The sequence below is a fragment of the Ectopseudomonas khazarica genome, assembly GCF_004521985.1.
In the GTDB taxonomy this organism is placed as follows: domain Bacteria; phylum Pseudomonadota; class Gammaproteobacteria; order Pseudomonadales; family Pseudomonadaceae; genus Aquipseudomonas; species Aquipseudomonas khazarica.
The window spans coordinates 22,593-43,659 of the sequence record NZ_SBHZ01000014.1; the positions used below are offsets into that span (position 1 = coordinate 22,593).

Annotated in this window: 22 protein-coding genes; 15 read left to right on the forward strand and 7 right to left on the reverse strand. The window is 65.2% G+C overall.

Going from position 1 to position 21,067, the window contains the following annotated elements:
- The first annotated feature begins 53 nt into the window (after positions 1-53).
- Both EPK82_RS17935 and EPK82_RS17940 read left to right on the forward strand, forming a co-directional pair.
- Positions 54-1,043 carry an asparaginase gene (locus EPK82_RS17935; protein ID WP_134677554.1) on the forward strand — a complete coding sequence of 330 codons (990 nt, stop codon included), beginning with the start codon at positions 54-56 and terminating at the stop codon, positions 1,041-1,043.
- Between the two features lie 25 nt (positions 1,044-1,068).
- Positions 1,069-1,512: a GNAT family N-acetyltransferase gene (locus EPK82_RS17940; protein WP_037054000.1), complete on the forward strand. Its 444-nt coding sequence runs from the start codon at positions 1,069-1,071 to the stop codon at positions 1,510-1,512.
- Between the two features lie 7 nt (positions 1,513-1,519).
- Here the strand turns inward: EPK82_RS17940 and EPK82_RS17945 are convergent, their stop codons facing one another.
- On the reverse strand, positions 1,520-1,915 hold the full coding sequence (locus tag EPK82_RS17945; protein ID WP_134677555.1) for a RidA family protein: 396 nt from the start codon (positions 1,913-1,915) through the stop codon (positions 1,520-1,522).
- 65 nt (positions 1,916-1,980) lie between these two features.
- A complete protein-coding gene (glsB, locus tag EPK82_RS17950) occupies positions 1,981-2,889 on the reverse strand; it encodes a glutaminase B (protein ID WP_037053994.1) in 909 nt (302 codons plus the stop codon).
- A gap of 345 nt (positions 2,890-3,234) precedes the next feature.
- Between glsB and EPK82_RS17955 the strand changes: the two genes are divergently transcribed.
- The gene (locus tag EPK82_RS17955) at positions 3,235-4,164 is read left to right on the forward strand and encodes an AEC family transporter (RefSeq protein ID WP_037053991.1); all 930 of its coding nucleotides are present in this window, start codon (positions 3,235-3,237) and stop codon (positions 4,162-4,164) included.
- Here EPK82_RS17955 and EPK82_RS17960 read toward each other — a convergent pair.
- Positions 4,154-4,795 carry a hypothetical protein gene (locus EPK82_RS17960; protein WP_134677556.1) on the reverse strand — a complete coding sequence of 214 codons (642 nt, stop codon included), beginning with the start codon at positions 4,793-4,795 and terminating at the stop codon, positions 4,154-4,156. The genes EPK82_RS17955 and EPK82_RS17960 overlap by 11 nt on opposite strands.
- A gap of 408 nt (positions 4,796-5,203) precedes the next feature.
- Here EPK82_RS17960 and coxB point away from each other — a divergent pair, with 408 nt between their 5' ends.
- The 4 genes from coxB to EPK82_RS17980 are packed head-to-tail and all read left to right on the forward strand — an operon-like array spanning position 5,204 to position 9,392.
- Positions 5,204-6,328 carry a cytochrome c oxidase subunit II gene (gene coxB / locus EPK82_RS17965; RefSeq protein ID WP_134677557.1) on the forward strand — a complete coding sequence of 375 codons (1,125 nt, stop codon included), beginning with the start codon at positions 5,204-5,206 and terminating at the stop codon, positions 6,326-6,328.
- A 4-nt stretch (positions 6,329-6,332) separates the two neighbouring features.
- Positions 6,333-7,916 carry a cytochrome c oxidase subunit I gene (gene ctaD, locus EPK82_RS17970; RefSeq protein ID WP_047592770.1) on the forward strand — a complete coding sequence of 528 codons (1,584 nt, stop codon included), beginning with the start codon at positions 6,333-6,335 and terminating at the stop codon, positions 7,914-7,916.
- A gap of 10 nt (positions 7,917-7,926) precedes the next feature.
- Positions 7,927-8,493, forward strand: coding sequence for a cytochrome c oxidase assembly protein (locus EPK82_RS17975; RefSeq protein WP_047592768.1), 567 nt, complete (start codon positions 7,927-7,929; stop codon positions 8,491-8,493).
- Between the two features lie 11 nt (positions 8,494-8,504).
- Positions 8,505-9,392, forward strand: coding sequence for a cytochrome c oxidase subunit 3 (locus tag EPK82_RS17980; protein ID WP_134677558.1), 888 nt, complete (start codon positions 8,505-8,507; stop codon positions 9,390-9,392).
- Between the two features lie 64 nt (positions 9,393-9,456).
- On the opposite strand, the gene EPK82_RS17985 is transcribed toward EPK82_RS17980, so the two are convergent.
- Entirely contained in the window at positions 9,457-9,660 is a 204-nt protein-coding gene (locus EPK82_RS17985; RefSeq protein WP_134677559.1) for a twin transmembrane helix small protein, read from the reverse strand.
- A 71-nt stretch (positions 9,661-9,731) separates the two neighbouring features.
- Between EPK82_RS17985 and EPK82_RS17990 the strand changes: the two genes are divergently transcribed.
- Genes EPK82_RS17990 through EPK82_RS18010 form a run of 5 tightly spaced genes read left to right on the forward strand, consistent with a single transcriptional unit; the run spans position 9,732 to position 13,723 of the window.
- Positions 9,732-10,460 (forward strand): SURF1 family protein, encoded by a 729-nt coding sequence (locus EPK82_RS17990; RefSeq protein ID WP_134677560.1) that lies wholly within the window; start codon positions 9,732-9,734, stop codon positions 10,458-10,460.
- Positions 10,435-11,013, forward strand: coding sequence for a hypothetical protein (locus EPK82_RS17995; RefSeq protein WP_134677561.1), 579 nt, complete (start codon positions 10,435-10,437; stop codon positions 11,011-11,013). The genes EPK82_RS17990 and EPK82_RS17995 overlap by 26 nt, the downstream gene beginning before the upstream one ends.
- A gap of 55 nt (positions 11,014-11,068) precedes the next feature.
- Positions 11,069-12,124 carry a COX15/CtaA family protein gene (locus EPK82_RS18000; RefSeq protein ID WP_134677562.1) on the forward strand — a complete coding sequence of 352 codons (1,056 nt, stop codon included), beginning with the start codon at positions 11,069-11,071 and terminating at the stop codon, positions 12,122-12,124.
- Positions 12,125-12,143: 19 nt separating this feature from the next.
- Entirely contained in the window at positions 12,144-13,043 is a 900-nt protein-coding gene (gene cyoE / locus EPK82_RS18005; protein WP_037054061.1) for a heme o synthase, read from the forward strand.
- Positions 13,044-13,090: 47 nt separating this feature from the next.
- A complete protein-coding gene (locus EPK82_RS18010; RefSeq protein ID WP_037053965.1) occupies positions 13,091-13,723 on the forward strand; it encodes an SCO family protein in 633 nt (210 codons plus the stop codon).
- Between the two features lie 846 nt (positions 13,724-14,569).
- On the opposite strand, the gene EPK82_RS18015 is transcribed toward EPK82_RS18010, so the two are convergent.
- A complete protein-coding gene (locus EPK82_RS18015; RefSeq protein WP_037053963.1) occupies positions 14,570-15,520 on the reverse strand; it encodes a homoserine kinase in 951 nt (316 codons plus the stop codon).
- Positions 15,521-15,537: 17 nt separating this feature from the next.
- Entirely contained in the window at positions 15,538-15,822 is a 285-nt protein-coding gene (locus tag EPK82_RS18020) for a DUF2782 domain-containing protein (RefSeq protein WP_037053961.1), read from the reverse strand.
- A 74-nt stretch (positions 15,823-15,896) separates the two neighbouring features.
- On the opposite strand from EPK82_RS18020, the gene polA reads away from it, so the two are divergent.
- On the forward strand, positions 15,897-18,692 hold the full coding sequence (gene polA / locus EPK82_RS18025) for a DNA polymerase I (RefSeq protein ID WP_134677563.1): 2,796 nt from the start codon (positions 15,897-15,899) through the stop codon (positions 18,690-18,692).
- A 449-nt stretch (positions 18,693-19,141) separates the two neighbouring features.
- On the opposite strand, the gene yihA is transcribed toward polA, so the two are convergent.
- The gene (gene yihA / locus EPK82_RS18030) at positions 19,142-19,789 is read right to left on the reverse strand and encodes a ribosome biogenesis GTP-binding protein YihA/YsxC (protein ID WP_047584511.1); all 648 of its coding nucleotides are present in this window, start codon (positions 19,787-19,789) and stop codon (positions 19,142-19,144) included.
- A 242-nt stretch (positions 19,790-20,031) separates the two neighbouring features.
- Between yihA and EPK82_RS18035 the strand changes: the two genes are divergently transcribed.
- Positions 20,032-20,322: a c-type cytochrome gene (locus EPK82_RS18035; protein WP_037053953.1), complete on the forward strand. Its 291-nt coding sequence runs from the start codon at positions 20,032-20,034 to the stop codon at positions 20,320-20,322.
- Between the two features lie 51 nt (positions 20,323-20,373).
- Positions 20,374-20,979: a c-type cytochrome gene (locus EPK82_RS18040; protein ID WP_037053950.1), complete on the forward strand. Its 606-nt coding sequence runs from the start codon at positions 20,374-20,376 to the stop codon at positions 20,977-20,979.
- The last annotated feature ends 88 nt before the right edge of the window (positions 20,980-21,067 follow it).

The window sequence follows — 21,067 nt, forward strand, 5'->3', positions numbered from 1 at the left end:
ACGCCTGAAGCCCCTGCGAGGGGGTTCATGCCCGTGATTTGCGAGGAGAGCCCATGGCTACCCCAGAAAGACTCCTGGTGCTGTACACCGGCGGCACCATCGGCATGCAGATGAGCGCCGACGGCCTGGCGCCGGCCTCCGGTTTCGAGGCGCGCATGCGTGACCAGCAGGCGCGCGAGGATGGCAGCGAGCTGCCGCACTGGCAGTTTCGCGAGCTGCTGCCGCTGATCGACAGCGCCAACATGAACCCTGGCCACTGGCTGGCCCTGCGCGACCTGATCGTCGAGGCCGTCGAGGCGGGTGAGCATGACGCGGTGCTGGTGCTGCATGGCACCGATACCCTGGCCTACAGCGCGGCGGCGCTGAGCTTCCTGTTGCTGGGCTTCAACGTGCCGGTGGTGCTGACCGGCGCCATGCAGCCGGCGGGTGTCGAAGGCGGCGACGCCTGGCCCAATCTGTTCGGTGCGATGCGCGCGTTGCATCGTGGGGTGAAGCCGGGGGTGCATCTGTTCTTCGACGGCCACCTGCTGCACGGTGCACGTTGCTCGAAGCTGCGCAGCGACGCCTTCGACGCCTTCCAGGTGCTGCCCCGCGAGCGTCAGGCCGAGCGGGCGGTCATCACCGCGCGCATCGACTATCGCCAGGCTCGTCGTGCGGTGAACGTCGCCGTGTTGCCGTTGCACCCCGCCGTGCAGGCCGGGCACCTGCGAGCCCTGCTGGCGAGCGGTGTCCAGGGCCTGTTGCTGGAGTGCTACGGCAGCGGCACCGGCCCTGCCGGCGATGCCGAGCTGATGGAAGTGCTGCGCGAGGCGCACGGGCGTGGCGTGGTGCTGGCGGCGATCAGCCAGTGCGCGCAGGGCCATGTGCAGTTCGGCGTGTACGCCGCCGGCAGTCGCCTGGCCGAGGTCGGCCTGGTGTCCTGTGGCGGCATGACGCGCGAGGCTGCGCTGGGCAAGCTGTTCGCCCTGCTCGGGGCCGGCCTGCTGCAGAACGAGGTCGAGCACTGGCTGGCGCGCGATCTCTGTGGTGAGATGAACGACTGATCCACCTGCCCACAGAGGAAGGACGATGAGCGTCGAGATTCGCCCCGTAGTTGCTGCCGACCACGAAGCCTGGCTGCCCCTGTGGCAGGGCTACCAGCGCTTCTACATGACCGACATACCAGCGGAAGCCAGCGCCGCCACCTGGCAGCGCTTTCTCGACCCCGCCGAGCCGATGGGCGCGGCCCTGGCCTGGCAGGGCGAGCAGGCCATCGGGCTGGTGCACTGGGTCATGCACCGCTCGACCTGGACGCTGGGCGACTACTGCTACCTGCAGGATCTGTTCGTCGCGCGTGGCCAGCGCAGCAGCGGTGTCGGCCGCCGGCTGATCCAGCATGTCTACGAGCAGGCGCGTGAAGCGGGCTGCTCGCGGGTGCACTGGCTGACGCACGAGAGCAACAGCCAGGCCAAGCTGCTCTACGAGCGCATCGGCGAACGCTCGGGCTTCGTCCAGTACCGCAAGTTGCTGTAGGTGGCCGTCATGGCCGCCTGGCGATGAAGTCGATCTCCACCCGCGCATGGCGGGCCAGGCCGGTGGTGCCGATGCAGGTACGGGCCGGGCGCCTGCCTTCGGGGAAGTAGCTGGCATACACCGCATTGAAACGCTGGTAGTCCGCGTGGAAATCGGTGAGGAAGGCGCGTGCCGAAACCACGTTCTCCAGGCCCAGGCCAAGGCCGTTCAGCACCACCAGCAGGTTGTCGAAGGTCTTGTGGGTCTGCGCCTCGATGCCCTCGGGCAGGGACGCGGACTCATCGCCCGGCTCGATGGGCAGCTGGCCGGTGACGAACACCCAGCCATCGGCTTCGCAGGCGTGGGAGAACGGCGCGACCGGTGCGGGGGCAGCGGTGAACATGTGGTACTCGGGCATCGACATGGGCACTCCTGGTCTTCTCGATGGCCGCACGACGGTGCGGCCTGTAGCGACCATAGCCCATCGGCTCAGAACACCGACCAGCCAATGCGCTGACTGAGCAGCTCCAGGGCCTTCATGCCGGCCAGCGAGTTGCCGGCGGCGTTCAACTCCGGTGACCACACGCAGACGCTGAACTGCCCCGGCACCACCGCGACTATCCCGCCACCCACGCCACTCTTGCCCGGCAGGCCGACGCGATAGGCGAAGTTGCCGGCTTCGTCGTACAGCCCGCTGGTGGCCATGATGGCGTTGATCTGCTTGCTCTGGCGCGGCGACAGCACCTGCTCGCCGCTGTGCTGGCAGAACCCCTGGTTGGCCAGGAAGCCGAAGGCCCGCGCCAGGTCGACGCAGCTCATGCGCAAGGCGCAGCAACTGAAGTAGCTGCGCAGCACCGCCTCCACCTCGTTGTGGAAATTGCCGAACGACTGCATCAGGTAGGCCGCCGCCGCGTTGCGTGCGCGGTGCTGGTACTCCGACTCGGCGACATGGTTGTCCACCGTCACCTCCGGGTTGTCCGACAGGCGCCGGACGAAGTCGCGCATCGACAGCGCCGGTGCTGCGTAGCGCGACTGGTTGATGTCGCAGATCACCAGGGCGCCGGCGTTGATGAAGGGGTTGCGCGGCCTGCCGCGTTCGAACTCGAGCTGTACCAGCGAGTTGAATGGCTGCCCCGAGGGTTCGTGGCCGAGGCGCTGCCAGATGTCTTCGCCGCTGTGGCCGATGGCCTGCACCAGGCTGAAGACCTTGGAGATGCTCTGGATGGAAAACGGCGTGCGCGCATCGCCGGCGACATGCAGCTGGCCATCGTTGCCGTACACGGCGATGCCCAGTTGATCGGGGACGATACTGGCCAGGGCGGGGATGTAGTCGGCGACCTTGCCCTGGCCGATCAGCGGGCGGACTTCATCGAGAATTTCGTTCAACAGCGCTTGCATGGGTAGAGCCTGTTCAAAGTCTCGCGAGCTGGAGTCATGCAAGGTGCAACGACCAGCGGGATGCACAGCCCAGGGCTGGCCCGAAGGGTGAGCGCCAGCGAATCAAGCAGGCGAGGACCGGTAGGAGTCGCGCTCGACTTTTCGAGCGGTGAATGAGCATTCCGAGCTTGTCCTTCGAGCAGCATGGCCGACGCGCAGCTGACTTTGGGCTGGCTCGCGGCGGCGCCGGGTTGCCCCGGCATGTCAATCCTAGACGCCGGCGGACGAGGTGGAATCACAGACGACGGCTTGCTCTGGCAGGCGCGGGCCCCTAGTCTCGGTCTCCCCTTTCGCTGGCGCAGTACGATGTCCACCGTTCTCAATGTCCTGTTGCCGATCTTCGGCCTGATCCTGATCGGCTACATCTGCCGACGTACCAACCGCCTGGGACCGACCGCCGCCTCTGAGATGAACCGCTTCGTGGTCTGGCTCGGCCTGCCGGCATTGCTGTTCAGCCTCACGGCCAAGGCCGACTGGGCGCATATCTGGCAGCCGGGTTTCCTGCTCGCGTTCACCGGCGGCATGCTGGCGGTGTTCCTGATCACCCTGGCGTATCGCTGGAAAGCCACGGGCAGCCTGGTCGACGCCAGTATCGATGGCCTCAGCGCCGGCTACGCCAACACCGGCTACATCGGCATTCCGCTGTGCGTGCTGGTGCTCGGCGACGACGGCATGGCGCCGGCGTTGATCGCCTCGCTGATGGTGGTCTGCGTGCTGTTCGGCCTGGCGGTGGTGTGCATCGAGGTGGGGTTGCAGAGCAAGAAGGGGCTGGCCGGGGCGATCCTCCAGGTGTTCGCCGCGCTGCTGAAGAACCCGCTGGTGGTGGCGCCGCTGCTCGGCGCCGCCTGGGCCCTGGGCGGCGCTCAGCTGCCCGCGGCGCTGGACGAATTCCTGCGCCTGCTGGGGGCCGCCACCGTGCCTTGCGCCCTGGTCTCGCTGGGCCTGTTCCTGGCGCAGCGGCAAAGCGGCTCGGGCGCCGGGGCCTGGCCTCTGGTAGGCCTCAAGCTGGTGTTGCAGCCGCTGGTGACCTGGTTCATCGCCTTCGTCCTGCTCGACCTGCCACCCTTCTGGGCACACGCTGCGCTGCTGCTCAGCGCGCTGCCAACCGGCACCGGCCCCTTCATGCTGGCCGAGTACTACGACCGCGAGGCCGGGCTGGTGTCGCGGGCGATCCTGTTCTCGACCCTGGGCTCGCTGCTCACCCTGTCGCTGATCCTGCTGCTGATCACGCCGTGAGCTGCAGCTCCACCCCCAGCTGTTGCGACAGGCAGGGCCAGCGCTGCCAGGCCGACGCGGTATTCGGCGCCGCCAGGCGCTCGCGGTAGGCCTGCACGGACGGCTGGTCGAAGCTGCTGTCGTCGAGCATGCCGGCCAGGGCATGGTGCACCGCTTCGTCCAGCTGGTTGGCGAACGGCTCGCCGATCAACTGGTGGGCGATCAGGTTGGCGCGGGTGGTATCCAGCGGGATCAACGGCTGCCCGAGGTGGGCGATGTAGCGGTCGTTGACCTCTTCCACCAGGCGATGCGCCAGGTAGGCCTCGTCGAGCAGGCCTTCGAGCCCTTCGTGCCCCGCCACCAGCGTCGGCGGCTGCAGGAAGAACTGCTCGGCGATCTTCAGCACCGGTTTCACCGCCGCCTCGATCCCGGCTTCGCGGGCCACGTCGGCGGCCGCGTCGAGGACGTCCGGCACCTCTTCGATATAGGCGATGACGAAAGCGCTCAGCGCCCCCGATGCATTGTCTTCGGGCAGGCGGATGGAGGGATGCAGGCGTTCCAGCTGCGTCTGGAGGAAGCGGGCGAGGGTCTGCTCGCCGGCTTCCTGCTGGCGGGCCTGTGCGATCAGTTGGCGAAGGGAGGCGGTGTTCATGACTGCTCCTACGAATTCAGGACATGGACGTGAACCTTAGCCGGCGTAATTCGCGGGCTAAGACGCGATTGTCATAACTTTTTCATACTTATGCGAGTCCGCTATATCTACCTGTATCAGAAACGCTACAACCCGCGCCGGGCGCGCTCTTCAGCATCGGCGTCGGGAGGGCATGGAGGGCCTTTCCGGCACATTGCGGGCTGAAAGTCGCCGTCTATACTCGATTTCGAAAGGCAGTACCTGATGGAACCGGACGGGCTCAGGCACGGAAAGGTTTTGACAGCAGTTGCCAGCAGTCAGGCGGGGCAGCCCAGGCAGTGAGCCAGGCGCGATCTCGTCGATGGCAGTCGATCCCTTAGCCGCAGGCTCAGCCGGCGGGATAACAAGAACAATCAAGGGGAACCCGCAATGATGCGACATCCACGAGTCTGGATGGGCCTCCTGCTGTGGCTGGCATTGGGCTCGGCGCACGCCCAGTGGACGGTCAACATGGCGCCCGGTGTCACCGAGGTCAGCCGTTCCGTCTTCGACCTGCACATGACCATCTTCTGGATCTGTGTGGTGATCGGCATCCTGGTGTTCGGTGCCATGTTCTGGTCGATGATCCTGCACCGCCGCTCCACCGGCCAGGAGCCCGCGCACTTCCATGAAAGTACCACCGTCGAGATTCTCTGGACCGTGGTGCCACTGTTCATCCTGGTGGCGATGGCGATTCCCGCGACCAAGACGCTGATCGACATCTACGACTCGTCCGAGTCCGAGCTGGACATCCAGATCACCGGCTACCAGTGGAAGTGGCACTACAAGTACCTGGGCCAGGATGTCGAGTTCTTCAGCAACCTGGCCACGCCGCGCACGCAGATCACCAACCGCGAAGACAAGGGCGAACACTACCTGCTGGAGGTGGACGAGCCGCTGGTGGTGCCGGTGGGCACCAAGGTGCGCTTCCTCATCACCGCGGCCGACGTGATCCATTCCTGGTGGGTGCCGGCACTGGCGGTGAAGAAGGATGCCATTCCCGGCTTCATCAACGAATCCTGGACCCGCATCGAGGAGCCCGGCATCTACCGTGGCCAGTGCACCGAGCTGTGCGGCAAGGATCACGGCTTCATGCCCGTGGTGGTCGAGGCCAAGTCCAAGGAGGACTTCGCCGCCTGGCTGGCCGAGCGCAAGCAGGCGGCCGCTGCCGAGCGCGAGCTGACCAGCAAGGAGTGGACCATGGAAGAGCTGATGGCGCGTGGCGAGAAGGCCTACAACACCACCTGCGCCGCCTGCCACCAGCCCACCGGTGAAGGCCTGCCGCCGATGTTCCCGGCACTCAAGGGTTCGCCCGTCGCCACCGGGCCGGCCGAAGGCCATATCGACATCGTCTTCCATGGCAGACCTGGGACTTCCATGGCGGCGTTCGGCAAGCAGCTGTCGCCGGTCGACCTGGCCGCCATCATCACCTACGAGCGCAATGCCTGGGGCAACAATGTCGGTGACATGGTCACGCCCAAGGACATCCTCGATTTCTCCAAGGCGCAGGAGTAAGGACATGAGTGCAGTGATCGACCACGGTCATACTGACCACCACCATGGCCCGGCCAAGGGCCTGATGCGCTGGGTGCTGACCACCAACCACAAGGACATCGGCACGATGTACCTGTGGTTCAGCTTCTGCGCCTTCCTGCTCGGCGGCTCGATGGCCATGGTCATCCGTGCCGAGCTGTTCCAGCCGGGCCTGCAGATCGTGCAGCCGGAGTTCTTCAACCAGATGACCACCATGCACGGCCTGATCATGGTCTTCGGCGCGGTGATGCCGGCCTTCGTCGGCCTGGCCAACTGGATGATCCCGCTGATGATCGGCGCGCCGGACATGGCCCTGCCGCGCATGAACAACTTCAGCTTCTGGTTGCTGCCGGCGGCCTTCGGTCTGCTGGTCAGCACCCTGTTCATGGAGGGCGGCGGGCCCAACTTCGGCTGGACCTTCTACGCGCCGCTGTCGACCACCTATGCGCCGGAGAGCACCACCTTCTTCATCTTCGCCATCCACCTGATGGGCATCAGCTCGATCATGGGCGCGATCAACGTGATCGCCACCATCCTCAACCTGCGTGCGCCCGGCATGACGCTGATGAAGATGCCGCTGTTCGTCTGGACCTGGCTGATCACCGCCTTCCTGCTCATCGCGGTGATGCCGGTGCTGGCCGGCGTGGTGACCATGATGCTGATGGACATCCACTTCGGCACCAGCTTCTTCAACGCCGCCGGCGGTGGTGACCCGGTGCTGTTCCAGCATGTGTTCTGGTTCTTCGGCCACCCCGAGGTGTACATCATGATCCTGCCCGCGTTCGGTGCGGTCAGCTCGATCATCCCGGCGTTCGCGCGCAAGCCGCTGTTCGGCTACACCTCGATGGTCTACGCCACGGCGGCCATCGCCTTCCTCTCGTTCATCGTCTGGGCGCACCACATGTTCACCGTCGGCATCCCGCTGACCGGCGAGCTGTTCTTCATGTACGCCACCATGCTGATCGCCGTGCCCACCGGGGTGAAGGTGTTCAACTGGGCCAGCACCATGTGGCAGGGCTCGATGACCTTCGAGACGCCGATGCTGTTCTCGGTGGCCTTCGTCATCCTGTTCACCATCGGCGGTTTCTCCGGGCTGATGCTGGCCATCGCCCCGTCGGACTTCCAGTACCACGACACCTACTTCGTGGTGGCCCACTTCCACTACGTGCTGGTGCCCGGTGCGATCTTCGGCATCTTCGCCTCGGCCTACTTCTGGCTGCCGAAATGGACCGGCCACATGTACGACGAGACCCTGGGCAAGCTGCACTTCTGGATGAGCTTCGTCGGCATGAACCTGGCCTTCTTCCCGATGCATTTCGTCGGCCTGGCCGGCATGCCGCGGCGCATCCCCGACTACAACCTGATGTTCGCCAACTTCAACATGGTCTCCAGCATCGGCGCCTTCCTGTTCGGGGCGACCCAGCTGCTGTTCCTGTTCATCGTCATCAAGTGCATCCGCGGCGGCAAGCCGGCTCCGGCCAAGCCCTGGGATGGCGCTGAAGGGCTGGAGTGGACGGTGCCCTCGCCGGCGCCTTACCACACCTTCAGCACGCCGCCGGAAGTGAAGTAGGAGGTCCGCCGTGAGCGAGGTCATCGCGACGCGTCGCCTGGTCGCCCGCCTGCTGGTCGTGGTGGTGGTGATGTTCTGTTTCGGCGTCTTCGTCCTGCCGCCGTTCTACGACGCCATGTGCCGTGTGTTCGGGATCAACGGCAAGACCGCCGGCCCCTATCAGGGCGAGCAGGTGATCGATGAGGTGCGTCAGGTGCGCGTGCAGTTCCTCGCCACCAACTCGGCCGAGATGGTCTGGGAGTTCGCGCCCAAGGCCGACGAGCTGCTGGTTCATCCGGGGGAAACCCGCGACATGCTGTTCGTCGCCTACAACCCCAGCGACCACCCGATGACCGCGCAAGCGATTCCCAGCATCTCGCCTTCGAAGGCGGCGGCCTTCTTCCACAAGACCGAGTGTTTCTGCTTCAGCCAGCAGGTGTTGCAGCCCGGCGAACGCATCGAGATGCCGGTGCGCTTCATCGTCGACCGCGACCTGCCACAGGACGTGAAACACCTGACCCTGAGCTACACCCTGTTCGATATCACCGAACGCAAACCGCCAGTGGTACAGGCGACCCTTGCTCGGGCGACTCCATAAGGAGAACAACAATGTCGAGTCACGAAAACTATTACGTACCGGCGCAAAGCAAGTGGCCCATCGTCGCCAGTATCGGGTTGCTGGTGAGTTTCTTCGGCGTGGGGACCTGGTTCAACGACCTGTCGGCGGGGCGGGAGAGTTCCAACGGCCCGCTGATCTTCTTCGTCGGCGGGCTGATCCTGGCCTGGATGCTGTTCGGCTGGTTCGGCAACGTCATCAAGGAAAGTCGCAGTGGCCTGTACAGCGCGCAGATGGACCGCTCGTTCCGCTGGGGCATGAGCTGGTTCATCTTCTCCGAGGTGATGTTCTTCGCCGCCTTCTTCGGCGCGCTGTTCTACATCCGCACCTTTGCCGTGCCCTGGCTGGGCGGTGAAGGCGACAAGGGTGTGTCGAACATGCTCTGGGAGGGCTTCGAGTACAACTGGCCCCTGCTGCAGAACCCCGACTCCAAGCTGTTCCCGCCGCCCACCGGGGTCATCGATCCGTGGCACCTGCCGCTGGTCAACACCATCCTGCTGGTGTCTTCCAGCTTCACCGTCACCTTCGCCCACCATGCCCTGAAGAAGAATCACCGGGGGGCGCTCAAGGCCTGGCTGGCGGCCACCATCGTGCTGGGCCTGAGCTTTCTGTTCTTCCAGGTCGAGGAGTACATCGAAGCCTACACCGAGCTGGGCCTGACGCTGGGCTCGGGCATCTACGGGGCGACCTTCTTCATGCTCACGGGTTTCCACGGCGCCCACGTGACGCTCGGCACCCTGATCCTGACCGTCATGCTGGTGCGCATCCTGCGCGGGCATTTCGATGCCGACAAGCACTTCGGTTTCGAGGCCGCCGCCTGGTACTGGCACTTCGTCGACGTGGTCTGGCTGGGCCTGTTCATCTTCGTCTACGTGCTGTGAGGCAGCGGCGAGCCACACGCTTCACGCTGCAAGAAACGCGCTGCGGATCGTCGCAGGCGTTGCGCTACCAGCTGACGTGGGACACCAGTTGCCCTGAATAGAAGCCCCAGGCGATCAGGGCGACGGTGATGGCGGTCAGGCCGACGCGCAGGGCCAGGGCGCCGAGGACACGGGAACCATGGCCTTCGTCCTTGACCAGGAAGAACAGGCCGCTGAACAGGCTGGTGAGCGTGGCCAGCAGCAAGAGGATGATCGCGGCCTTGAGCATGCGGGACTCCGGGGGAATCGACTGATGCAGTGCAGTATAGCCAGCCACTCCAAGCCCAACGGCAGGTTGCGATGAGCGCCTTCCGTCCCGGCTGGCTGCCCAGCCTGCTGGTCGCCCTGCTCCTGCCGGGGTTGTTGTGGCTGGGCTTCTGGCAGCTGCAGCGCGGTGACGAGAAGCGCCAGCTGCTGGCCAGTTTCGAGGCACGGCGCCAGGCCGAGCCGATCAGCCTCGACCAGCTCGAGCCACTGCGCGACCCCGCCTATCGGCGCGTGCAGCTGCATGGCTACTTCGACAGCGAGCACAGCCTGCTGCTGGACAACCGGATTCGTGACGGCCATGCCGGCGTGGAACTGCTGCAACCCTTCTACGACCAGCCCAGCGGGCTCTGGGTGTTGCTCAACCGTGGCTGGCTGCCCTGGCCGGACCGGCGCACGCCGCCCCGGTTCGCCAGCCCCGATGGCGTCATGCAGCTCACGGCCTGGGTCTACGTGGCACCTGCGGGCGGCTTGCACCTGCAGTCCGGCGCCACGGAGGGCTGGCCCCGGCTGATCACCCAGGTCGAGGCCTCCGACCTGTGGCAGCGCCTGGGGCGCGGTGGCCTGCCATTCGAGGTGCGCCTGGAACCCGGGCCCGCCAGCTATCGCGTCGACTGGCCGATCGTCTCCATGAGCCCCAGCAAGCATGTGGGCTATGCCGTGCAGTGGTTCGCCCTGGCTGCGGCACTGCTCGGCCTGTTCATCTATCTCGGAATACACAACGCACGGGAGATTCGCCATGAACCCAGCCATCGCCATGCCTGAGGCTCCGCGCAAGGGGCGTGGCCGCCTGCAGCTGTTGCTGATTCTGGCCATCGTCATCGGCCCGATGCTGCTCGCCAGCGCCATGTACAAATGGCGCTTCTGGGTGCCGGAGACACGCAGCTACCACGGCGTGCTGATCGGCGATGGCCGCACCCTGGCCGATCTCGGCGTGCAGGGCGAGGTGCAGCCGGTGTGGCAGATCCTGGTCACGGCGCCTGGGGCGTGCGACGCCGACTGCCAGCAGCTGGTCTACCTGGCGCGGCAGATCCAGATCGGCCTCAACCGCGAGACGGGCCGGGCCAGTCATGCGCTGGCCCTGGCCGAGGCGCTGCCCGCCGACTACCAGGCCAAGCTCGAGCGCGAGTACCCGCGCCTGGGGCGCTACCCGCTGGATCCGCAGGCCTACGACAAGGCCAGCGGGACGGCATCCGGCGCCCAGCTGTGGCTGGTCGACCCGCACGGCAACCTGGTGCTGCGCTACCCCGCCGGTAGCGACGGCAAGGCCATCCTCGATGACCTGCGCTACCTGCTGAAGATTTCCCTGATCGGTTGAGGCTCCGCCCGGCCTTCGCCGGCAGAGCGTCAAGTCCAGTGCCCAAGGAGTAGACATGCACAAGCCAGGTTATCGTCTAGCGCTGTTCGCGACCCTCCTGACCGTGGTGGTGGTCCTGCTCGGGGCCTACACCCGGCTCACCCACGCCGGCCTGGGCTGCCCGGACTGGCCGGGCTGCTACGGGTTTCTCGGCGTGCCGATGAGCGAGCACAAGCAGGCCATCGCCGAGGCGCGCTTCCCGGCGGCGCCGGTGGAAGTGGCCAAGGGCTGGTACGAGATGATCCATCGCTACTTCGCCGGTTCCCTGGGCCTGGTGATACTGGCCATCGCCACCCAGGCTATCCGCCGCCGCGCCGATGCCACGCAACCGCTCAAGCTGCCACTGGCCATCCTGGCCCTGGTGATCCTGCAGGGGGCGTTCGGCATGTGGACGGTCACCCTGCAACTCTGGCCGCAGGTGGTCACGGCGCATCTGCTGGGCGGCTTCGCCACCCTGAGTCTGCTGAGCCTGCTGACGTTGCGCCTGTCCGGGCGTTTCGCACCGCTGCAGTTGCCGGCTGGCCTGCGCGCGCTGGCTGCGGCCTGCCTGCTGCTGGTGATCGGGCAGATCGTCCTCGGCGGCTGGGTCAGTTCCAACTACGCGGCGGTCGCCTGCGTCGACCTGCCCACCTGCCACGGCGAGTGGTGGCCGGCGATGGACTTCGGCAAGGGTTTTCACCTCACCCAGCACATCGGCCCCAACTACCTGGGTGGCCAGCTCGACAGTGACGCGCGCACCGCCATTCACATGAGCCATCGCATCGGCGCCCTGCTGGTCACGCTGGCGCTGCTGTTGCTGGCCTGGCGCCTGCGGGCGGCCGGTTTGCCGCGCCTGGCCGGGCTGCTGCTGGTCGCGCTGGCGCTGCAGATCAGCCTGGGGTTGAGCAACGTGATCTTCCACCTGCCGCTGCTGGTGGCGGTGGCGCACAACGCCGGCGGCGCGGCCCTGCTGCTGACGATGGTGCTGATCAACTATCGCCTGCGTGGCAGCGCTGTCGAGCGTGCCAGGGCGGGCGAACCTGCCGTGCAGCGGGTGATGGCCAGCAAGCTGGCGCCGGCACTCGGCAAATGACAAGAAGAGGAGAATGACCATGGCTACCGTGCTCACTGCTCACGCCGCCTCCGCAAGCTGGCGTGACTACCTCGAGCTGACCAAGCCTCGGGTGGTGCTGCTGATGCTGATCACTTCCCTGGTCGGCATGTTCCTCGCCACCCGCGCCGGAGTGCCGTGGACCGTGCTGCTGTTCGGCAACCTGGGCATCGGCCTGTGCGCCGGGGCGGCGGCGGCGGTCAACCATGTGGTGGATCGGCGCATCGACTCGATCATGGCGCGCACGCACAAGCGACCGGTGACCTCGGGGCGCGTCTCGCCCGTGGCCGCGCTGGCATTCGCCCTGGCGCTGGCCATCGCCGGCATGAGCCTGCTGCTGCTGTTCACCAACGAGCTGGCCGCCTGGCTGACCCTGGCCTCCCTGCTTGGCTACGCGGTGATCTATACCGGGTTCCTCAAGCGCGCCACGCCGCAGAACATCGTCATCGGCGGCCTGGCGGGCGCCGCGCCGCCGCTGCTCGGCTGGGTGGCGGTGACCGGGCACCTGAGCGCCGAACCACTGCTGCTGGTGCTGATCATCTTCGCCTGGACGCCGCCGCACTTCTGGGCCCTGGCCATCCATCGCAAGGCCGAGTACGCCAAGGCCGACATTCCCATGCTGCCGGTGACCCACGGCGAGCATTACACCAAGGTGCACATCCTCCTCTACACCCTGGCGATGTTCGCCGTGACCCTGCTGCCCTATGCCATCCACATGAGCGGGGTGCTCTATCTCGGTTGTGCGCTGTTGCTCGGCGGGCGCTTCCTGCACTGGGCCTGGGTGCTGTACCGTGACAGCAAACCGCACGCGGCGATCAACACCTTCAAGTACAGTATCTGGTACCTGTTCCTGTTGTTCATCGCCTTGCTGGCGGATCACTACCTGCTGCTGAACGTCTAGCGAGCCGTGGCGGCGCAGCTGGCTTTCACGACGTGCTAAGGGCTTTCATGACTCGTACTCACATAACCGTCTTCGTTCTTGTCGCCATCGTGGCCCTGGTGCTGGGCCTGACCGTCAACAAGGTGCTCAGCAGCAAGGGCCAGGGTGATCCGGCGGCGCTGCTCGATGCCGGCATCGTCCTGTTGCCACAGCCTCGCAGCCTGCCGGCGCTGACCCTGACCAACCAGGACGGCAAGGCCGTGGCGGTCGATCAGCTCAAGGGCGACTGGACCCTGCTGTTCTTCGGCTACACCTTCTGCCCGGATATCTGCCCGGCCACCCTCGCCCAGCTGCGCCAGCTGCAGGGCCAGCTGCCGGAAGAAACCCGTGCGCGGCTGAACGTGGTGATGGTCAGCGTCGACCCGCACCGTGATACGCCGGAGCAACTGAGCAAGTACCTGGGTTACTTCGATGCAGGTTTCAAAGGGCTGACCGGTGAGGAGGCGACGCTGCAGAAGTTCGCCAATTCGGTGAGCATCCCCTACATCCCGGCCGACACCAGCAAGGAAAACTACACCGTCGATCACAGCGGTAACCTGGTGATCGTCGGCCCGGATGGCACCCAGCGCGGCTTCATCCGCGCGCCGATCAACAACGCCAAGCTGGCCGAGCAACTGCCGGGACTGGTTTCCGGCAGCTGACGGCAAACCCCTGCGTAGGGTGGATGACGCTCTTCTCATCCACCGCAGCGCCTGCCCTGGTGGACCGGTGAAGCTTGGTCCACCCTACGGTGTTGGCGGTCCCCCGCTCTGCAAGTCGGTCGCTGGCGGCAAGTTTCTGCGTAGGGTGGATGACGCTCTTCTCATCCACCGCAGCGCCCGCCACGGTGGACCGGTGAAGCGTGGTCCACCCTACGGGTGTTGGCGGCTCACCCGCTCTGCAAACCGGTCGCTGGCGGCAAGTTCCTGCGTAGGGTGGATGACGCTCTTCTCATCCACCGCAGCGCCTGCGACGGTGGACCGGTGAAGCGTGGTCCACCCTACGGTGTTGGCGGCTCACCCGCTCTGCAAACCGGTCGCTGGCGGCAAGTTCCTGCGTAGGGTGGATGACGCTCTTCTCATCCACCGCAGCGCCTGTCACGGTGGATCAGTAAAGCGTGGTCCACCCTACGGTGTTGGCGGCTCACCCGCTCTGCAAACCGGTCGCTGGCGGCAAGTTCCTGCGTAGGGTGGATGACGCTCTTCTCATCCACCGCAGCGCCTGTCACGGTGGATCAGTAAAGCGTGGTCCACCCTACGGTGTTGGCGGCTCACCCGCTCTGCAAACCGGTCGCTGGCGGCAAGTTCCTGCGTAGGGTGGATGACGCTCTTCTCATCCACCGCAGCGCCTGTCACGGTGGATCAGTAAAGCGTGGTCCACCCTACGGTGTTGGCGGCTCGCCCGCTCTGCAAACCGGTCGCTGGCGGCAAGTTTCTGCGTAGGGTGGATGACGCTCTTTCCATCCACCGCAGCGTACGCCACGGTGGACCGGTAAAGCGTGGCCCACCCTACAGTGCGAACGGCAGAGGCAGGTCTACCTGTTGGCGTTGCGCCAGGCGACGCTGGAACTCGCCGGGGTCATGAATCAGCACTTCCTGCCCGGCGAACGACTCGGCGGCGATCAGGCGTGACAGCCAGAAGCGCACGCAGGCCACGCGCAGCATGGCGGGCCACAGCTCGGCCTCTGCCGCCGTGAACGGCCGCAGCGCGGCATAGGCGCCGAGCAGTGCGCGGGCACGGGCGCCGTCGAGGCTGCCATCTTCGTGCGAGCACCAATCGTTCAGGGTGATGGCCAGGTCGTAGAGCATCGGCCCCGAGCAGGCGTTGTAGAAGTCGATCACGCCCGCCAGGTGATTGCCGTCGAACAGCACGTTGTCGCGGAACAGATCGGCATGCAGGTTGGCGCGTGGCAGGGCGAGGATGCGCGGCTTCAGCTCGGCGATCTCCTGCAGCGCATCACGCAGCAGAGGCAGCGCCTGCTCGTCGAGCTTCAGGGCCTGGCTCGGGCCTTCGGCGAGCATCCAGTCCAGCCCGCGATCACTGCGTCGTTCGACGGGAGTGGCCCGCGTCGCCAGGTGAATGTTCGCCAGCAGGCGGCCGACTTCCTGGCAGTGGTGGGCATTGGCCTCGCGCACGTGCTTGCCGGACAGCCTCGGCTGCAGCAGTGCCGGCTTTTCGGCCAGGCTGCGCAGGGCCAGGCCATCCTGGGTACGCAGGGCGTAGGGCACCGGCAGGCCGGCATCGTGCAGGACGTCGAGCAGTTCGATGAAGAACGGCAGGTCGGCCACCGGGCCGCGCTCGACCAGGGTCAGAACGTATTCGCCCTGCTCCAGGCTGACGAAGAAGTTGCTGTTTTCGCTGCCCGCCGCAATACCCTGGAAATCACGCAAGCGCCCGAGCCCGTAGGGCGCCAGGAAGACTTCGAGCTCATGACGCTCCAGGGGGGTGAATACCGACATATCAGACCTTTATTGCCTTACCAGCTGAAGATTTCCCATGACGGGATGAGCATGTCCGGATCGTCCGAACGAATGAAATTGCCGTCGCTGCCATCGGCGCGCACGAGAAAATAGGGTTTGCCATTCTTCGGAATGACCTTGATGGCATAGAGGAAGCCATTGACCCGGTATTCCTGGATGGTGCGGTCGCCGTCCTGGCGGATGGTTACGTCGGGGTCAGCGGAAACCGGGTCCTCGGCGTGAGCGGCGAGCGGAAGACAGGCCAGCAGGCTGACCAGCAACAGGCGATTCAATGTACCCATGATAACCTTGCTCCTTGATATTCACCGATGCAGCCATTCTACCGCTGCACCCGCCGAAAAGGTTGATCCCGCGCATGAGCCAAGCTCCCCTCGTTCTGGTCGACGGTTCCTCGTACCTGTACCGCGCTTTCCACGCCCTGCCCCCGCTGACCACGTCCAAGGGCATGCCCACCGGGGCGGTCAAGGGCGTGTTGAACATGCTCAAGAGCCTGCGCAAGCAATACCCGAACAGTCCGTTCGCCGTGGTCTTCGACGCCAAGGGCGGCACCTTCCGCGATGAGCTGTTCGCCGAGTACAAGGCCAACCGCCCGTCGATGCCGGACGAGCTGCGTGTCCAGGTCGAGCCGCTGCATGCCAGCGTGCGTGCCCTGGGCCTGCCGCTGCTGTGCGTCGAAGGCGTGGAAGCCGACGACGTGATCGGCACCCTGGCCCGGCAGGCAGCCGGTGAACAGCGCGACGTGGTGATCTCTACCGGCGACAAGGACATGGCGCAACTGGTCTGCCCGCACGTTACGCTGGTCAACACCATGACCGGAAGCGTCTATGACGAAGGTGGCGTAAAGGAGAAATTCGGTGTCGGTCCCGAGCTGATCATCGATTACCTGGCCCTGATGGGCGACAAGGTGGACAACATTCCCGGCGTACCCGGGGTCGGCGAGAAAACCGCGCTCGGCCTGCTGGTCGGCATCGGTGGTGGTCTCGACGTGCTCTACGCCAATCTCGACAAGGTGCCGGCGCTGCCGATTCGCGGCGCCAAGGGTCTGCCGGCCAAGCTCGAGGAACACCGCGAGATGGCCTACCTCTCCTATCAGCTGGCGACCATCAAGACCGACGTACCGCTGAACATCGCCATCGATGACCTGCATCCGGGCGAGCCGGATCAGGCGGCGCTGGTCGAGCTGTATGGCGAACTGGAATTCAAGAACTGGCTGGACGACCTGCTGCGCCAGAACAAGGGCCTGGCGGCGAAGGCCGCTGCGCCTGCCGGTGATCTGTTCGCCGAGCCGGTCGCTGGCGCTGCCGAGGCGCTTGCCGAGCCCGCGCCGGCGAGCAGCGGGGATTACCAGCTGGTGCTGGAGCAGGCGCAGTTCGATGCCTGGCTGAAGAAGCTGGAGCAGGCCGAGCTGATCGCCTTCGACAGCGAGACCACCAGCGTCGATGCCCAGCAGGCGCAACTGGTCGGCCTGTCCTTCGCGGTCAAGGCCGGCGAGGCCGCCTACGTGCCGCTGGCCCACAGCTACATGGGCGTGCCGCAGCAGCTCGACCGCGATGCCGTGCTCAAGGCGCTGCAGCCGATCCTCGAAGACCCGGCCAAGGCCAAGGTCGGCCAGCATGCCAAGTACGACATCAATGTGCTGGCCAATGCCAGTACGCCGATCGCGGTGCAGGGCGTGGCGTTCGACACCATGCTCGAATCCTACGTGCTGGATTCCACCGCCACCCGTCACGACATGGACAGCCTGGCGCTGAAGTACCTGAACCACAGCACCATCCGCTTCGAGGACATCGCCGGCAAGGGGGCCAAGCAACTGACCTTCGACCAGATTCCGCTGGAGCAGGCCGGGCCCTACGCCGCCGAGGACGCCGATGTGACCCTGCGTCTGCACCAGGAACTCTGGGGCCGCCTCGAGGCCGTGCCGTCACTGGCCAGGGTACTGCGCGAGATCGAGATCCCGCTGGTGCCGGTGCTGGCGCGTATCGAGCGCAACGGTGCGCTGGTCGATGCCCGGCTGCTCGGTCAGCAGAGCGTCGAACTGGGCGAGAAGCTGGTGGAACTGGAGCGCAAGGCCTTCGAGATCGCCGGCGAGGAGTTCAACCTGGCTTCGCCCAAGCAGCTTGGTGTGATCCTCTACGAGAAGCTCGGTTACCCGGTGATCAGCAAGACCGCCAAGGGCCAGCCGTCCACCGCCGAGGCGGTGCTCGCCGAGCTGGCCGAGCAGGACTTCGAACTGCCCAAGGTGCTGATGCAGTACCGCTCCCTGAGCAAGCTCAAGAGCACCTACACCGACCGGTTGCCGGAGCAGATCAACCCGCGTACCGGGCGCATCCATACCAGCTACCACCAGGCGGTGGCGGCGACCGGGCGCCTGTCCTCGAGTGACCCGAACCTGCAGAACATCCCGATCCGTACCGCCGAAGGGCGGCGGATCCGCCAGGCGTTCGTCGCCCCCAAGGGCTACCGCACGATGGCGGCGGACTACTCGCAGATCGAGTTGCGCATCATGGCCCACCTGGCCAAGGACGAAGGCCTGCTGGAGGCCTTCCGCAATGACCTGGACGTGCACAAGGCCACCGCGGCCGAGGTGTTCGGCGTGGCGCTGGACGAGGTCAGCAGCGATCAGCGGCGCAAGGCCAAGGCCATCAACTTCGGTCTTATCTATGGCATGAGTGCCTTCGGCCTGGCCAAGCAGATCGACGTCGAGCGCAAGGAGGCCCAGGCCTACATCGACCGTTACTTCGCCCGTTATCCCGGCGTGCTCAGCTACATGGAGCGCACCCGTGCGCAGGCGGCCGAGCAGGGCTACGTGGAGACCGTGTTCGGCCGGCGTCTGTACCTGCCGGAGATCCACGCGCAGAACCAGGCCATGCGCAAGGGGGCCGAGCGGGCGGCGATCAACGCGCCCATGCAGGGCACGGCGGCGGACATCATCAAGCGCGCGATGATCAAGGTGGACGGCTGGTTGCAGGACAGCGGCGTGGATGCGCGGATCATCATGCAGGTCCACGACGAACTGGTGCTGGAGGTGCGCGAGGACCTGGTCGACGAGGTCGGTGCCAAGCTTCAGAGCCTGATGGGGGACGCCGCCGACCTGGATGTGCCGTTGCTGGTCGAAGTGGGTGTCGGTGCCAACTGGGATGAAGCGCATTGATACCCGGTGCCGCGGCGCAAAGCCGCGGCCGCTCTAGCTTATGGGTTTCAGGGCATCAAACGACGCTTTCTTATTGCAAATGGTTTTTAAAAAAGCGATGAACTTTCCGCCAGACAGCCAGGTCAGAGTTCGTGAATGGCCGTTAAGCCCTTCAATGCTCCTTTGTTGTGTTAAGTGTTGGCAGACATCTGGACCCCGCCCTAGCGGTTCAGACCTTGAACCCCGAACTTCTCCCTCCCCATACGAAGCTCGGGGTTTTTTTTGTCTGAAAAAAAGCGGCCGCCAGCGGCATTCTGCTGAGCCTCTCCCATCTATGGGAGACGACTGCGTGGATGCAGGAGGATGCCAAAGCCGGGGTTCCCGAAGGGCGGGAGAGGCTTCTTTGAGGCATCCCAACTCAAAACGGGCGTTGAGCGATCTTCTTCAGGTGCCCCTAGCCACAGGCTGACTCAGGCCTCAGTGCCTTCCTCATCTTCCTCCGGCAGCAGGTCCAGCCAGGCGGCCAGCACCATCTGCGCCTCCTCCACCCCCATGCGCTTGGGCGCCGAGAACAGCTGGATGCTGATGCCTTCGCCCCACTCCTTGCGGATCTCCTGACGAACCTTTAGCAGTGCGTTCTTCGCCGCACCGAAGGCCAGCTTGTCGGCCTTGGTCAGCAGGATGTGCAGCGGCATGCCGCTGGCCACCGACCAGTCCAGCATCATGCGGTCGAACTCGGTCAGCGGGTGGCGGATATCCATCATCAGGACCAGGCCGCACAGGCTCTCGCGGCTGCCCAGATAGGCTTCGAGGTGTTTCTGCCAATGCTGCTTGAGCGGGATCGGCACCTTGGCGTAGCCGTATCCGGGCAGGTCCACCAGGCGACGCTCCTCGTCCAGGCTGAAGAAGTTGAGCAGCTGGGTGCGCCCGGGGGTCTTCGAGGTGCGCGCCAGGCTGGCATGCGTGAGGGTGTTCAAGGCGCTCGACTTGCCCGCATTGGAGCGGCCGGCGAAGGCGACTTCCAGACCGCTGTCCTCGGGGCACTGATCGACCTTGGCGGCACTGATGAGGAAGCTGGCCTGCTGGCACAGACCGATGATGGGATTCTTCGGGAGCATGGGGGTATCCGGTGGTTGCCGCGAGGCGATTGAGGCGCTCGAGGGCTTGCGACATTTCCGCGCACCTACCGCACGCCAGGTGGCGCGGCAAGCGGCGTCGTTTCCGTTTCAGCGTTGCCAGTATATAATGCCGCAGATTTTGTGTGCGCTTTGTCCCACCCGCAGGAACCCGATTGCTGGGAGCGATTACATCTCTGCTCGATAGAAAGCAGAACGCTCTCTACCCTGATGAGGTTGATCTGATGAAGAAAATGCTGCTTGCAGCTGCCGTGTTGATGCTGTCTTTCAACGGCTATGCTGCTCAGGATCCGCAAGCTGTGTATGACCGTGCCTGTGGTGTTTGCCACAACGGCCAGATTCCCACGGCGCCCAAGAAGGGCGACAAGGCCGCATGGGAGCCGCGTCTGGCCAAGGGGACGGATGCACTGGTGCAGAGCGTCACCAATGGTTTGAATGCCATGCCGCCGCGCGGCCTGTGCATGGACTGCACGGCCGAGGATTACCAGGCGGTCATCAAATTGATGAGCGAATGAGTAAACCCGACCGATAACCCTTTTCTCTCTTAGCCGTAGTTGGATTAGCTGATGAACAAAGTACTCGTGAGTCTGCTGTTGACCCTGGGCCTCACTGGCGTGGCGCAGGCTGCTGGCGATGCCGAAGCCGGTCAGGGCAAAGTCGCTGTCTGTGGCGCCTGCCATGGCGCTGATGGCAACAGCCCTGCTCCAAACTTCCCCAAGCTGGCTGGTCAGGGCGAGCGTTACTTGCTCAAGCAGCTGCACGACATCAAGTCCGGCAACCGCCAGGTGGTCGAGATGACCGGCATGCTGGACAACCTCAGCGACCAGGATCTGGAAGATATCGCTGCCTACTTCTCCAGCCAGAAGATGAGCGTCGGTGCTGCCGATCCCAAGCTGGTCCAGCGTGGTGAAGCGCTGTTCCGTGGCGGCAAGCTGGAAGAAGGCATGCCGGCCTGCACCGGTTGCCACTCGCCGAACGGCGCTGGCCTGGCCGCTGCTGCCTTCCCGCACCTGGGTGGCCAGCACGCGCAGTACGTTGCCAAGCAGCTGACCGACTTCCGCGAAGGCAACCGCACCAACGACGGCGACTCGATGATCATGCGTTCCATCGCCGCCAAGCTGAGCAACAAGGACATCGAAGCGGTTTCCAGCTTCATCCAGGGTCTGCACTGACAGACCGCCGTTGCACTTGGTAAGACAAAGGGTGGCTGCGGCCGCCCTTTTTATTGGGCGCGGTGGCTACAATGGGCGGAACCGGCCC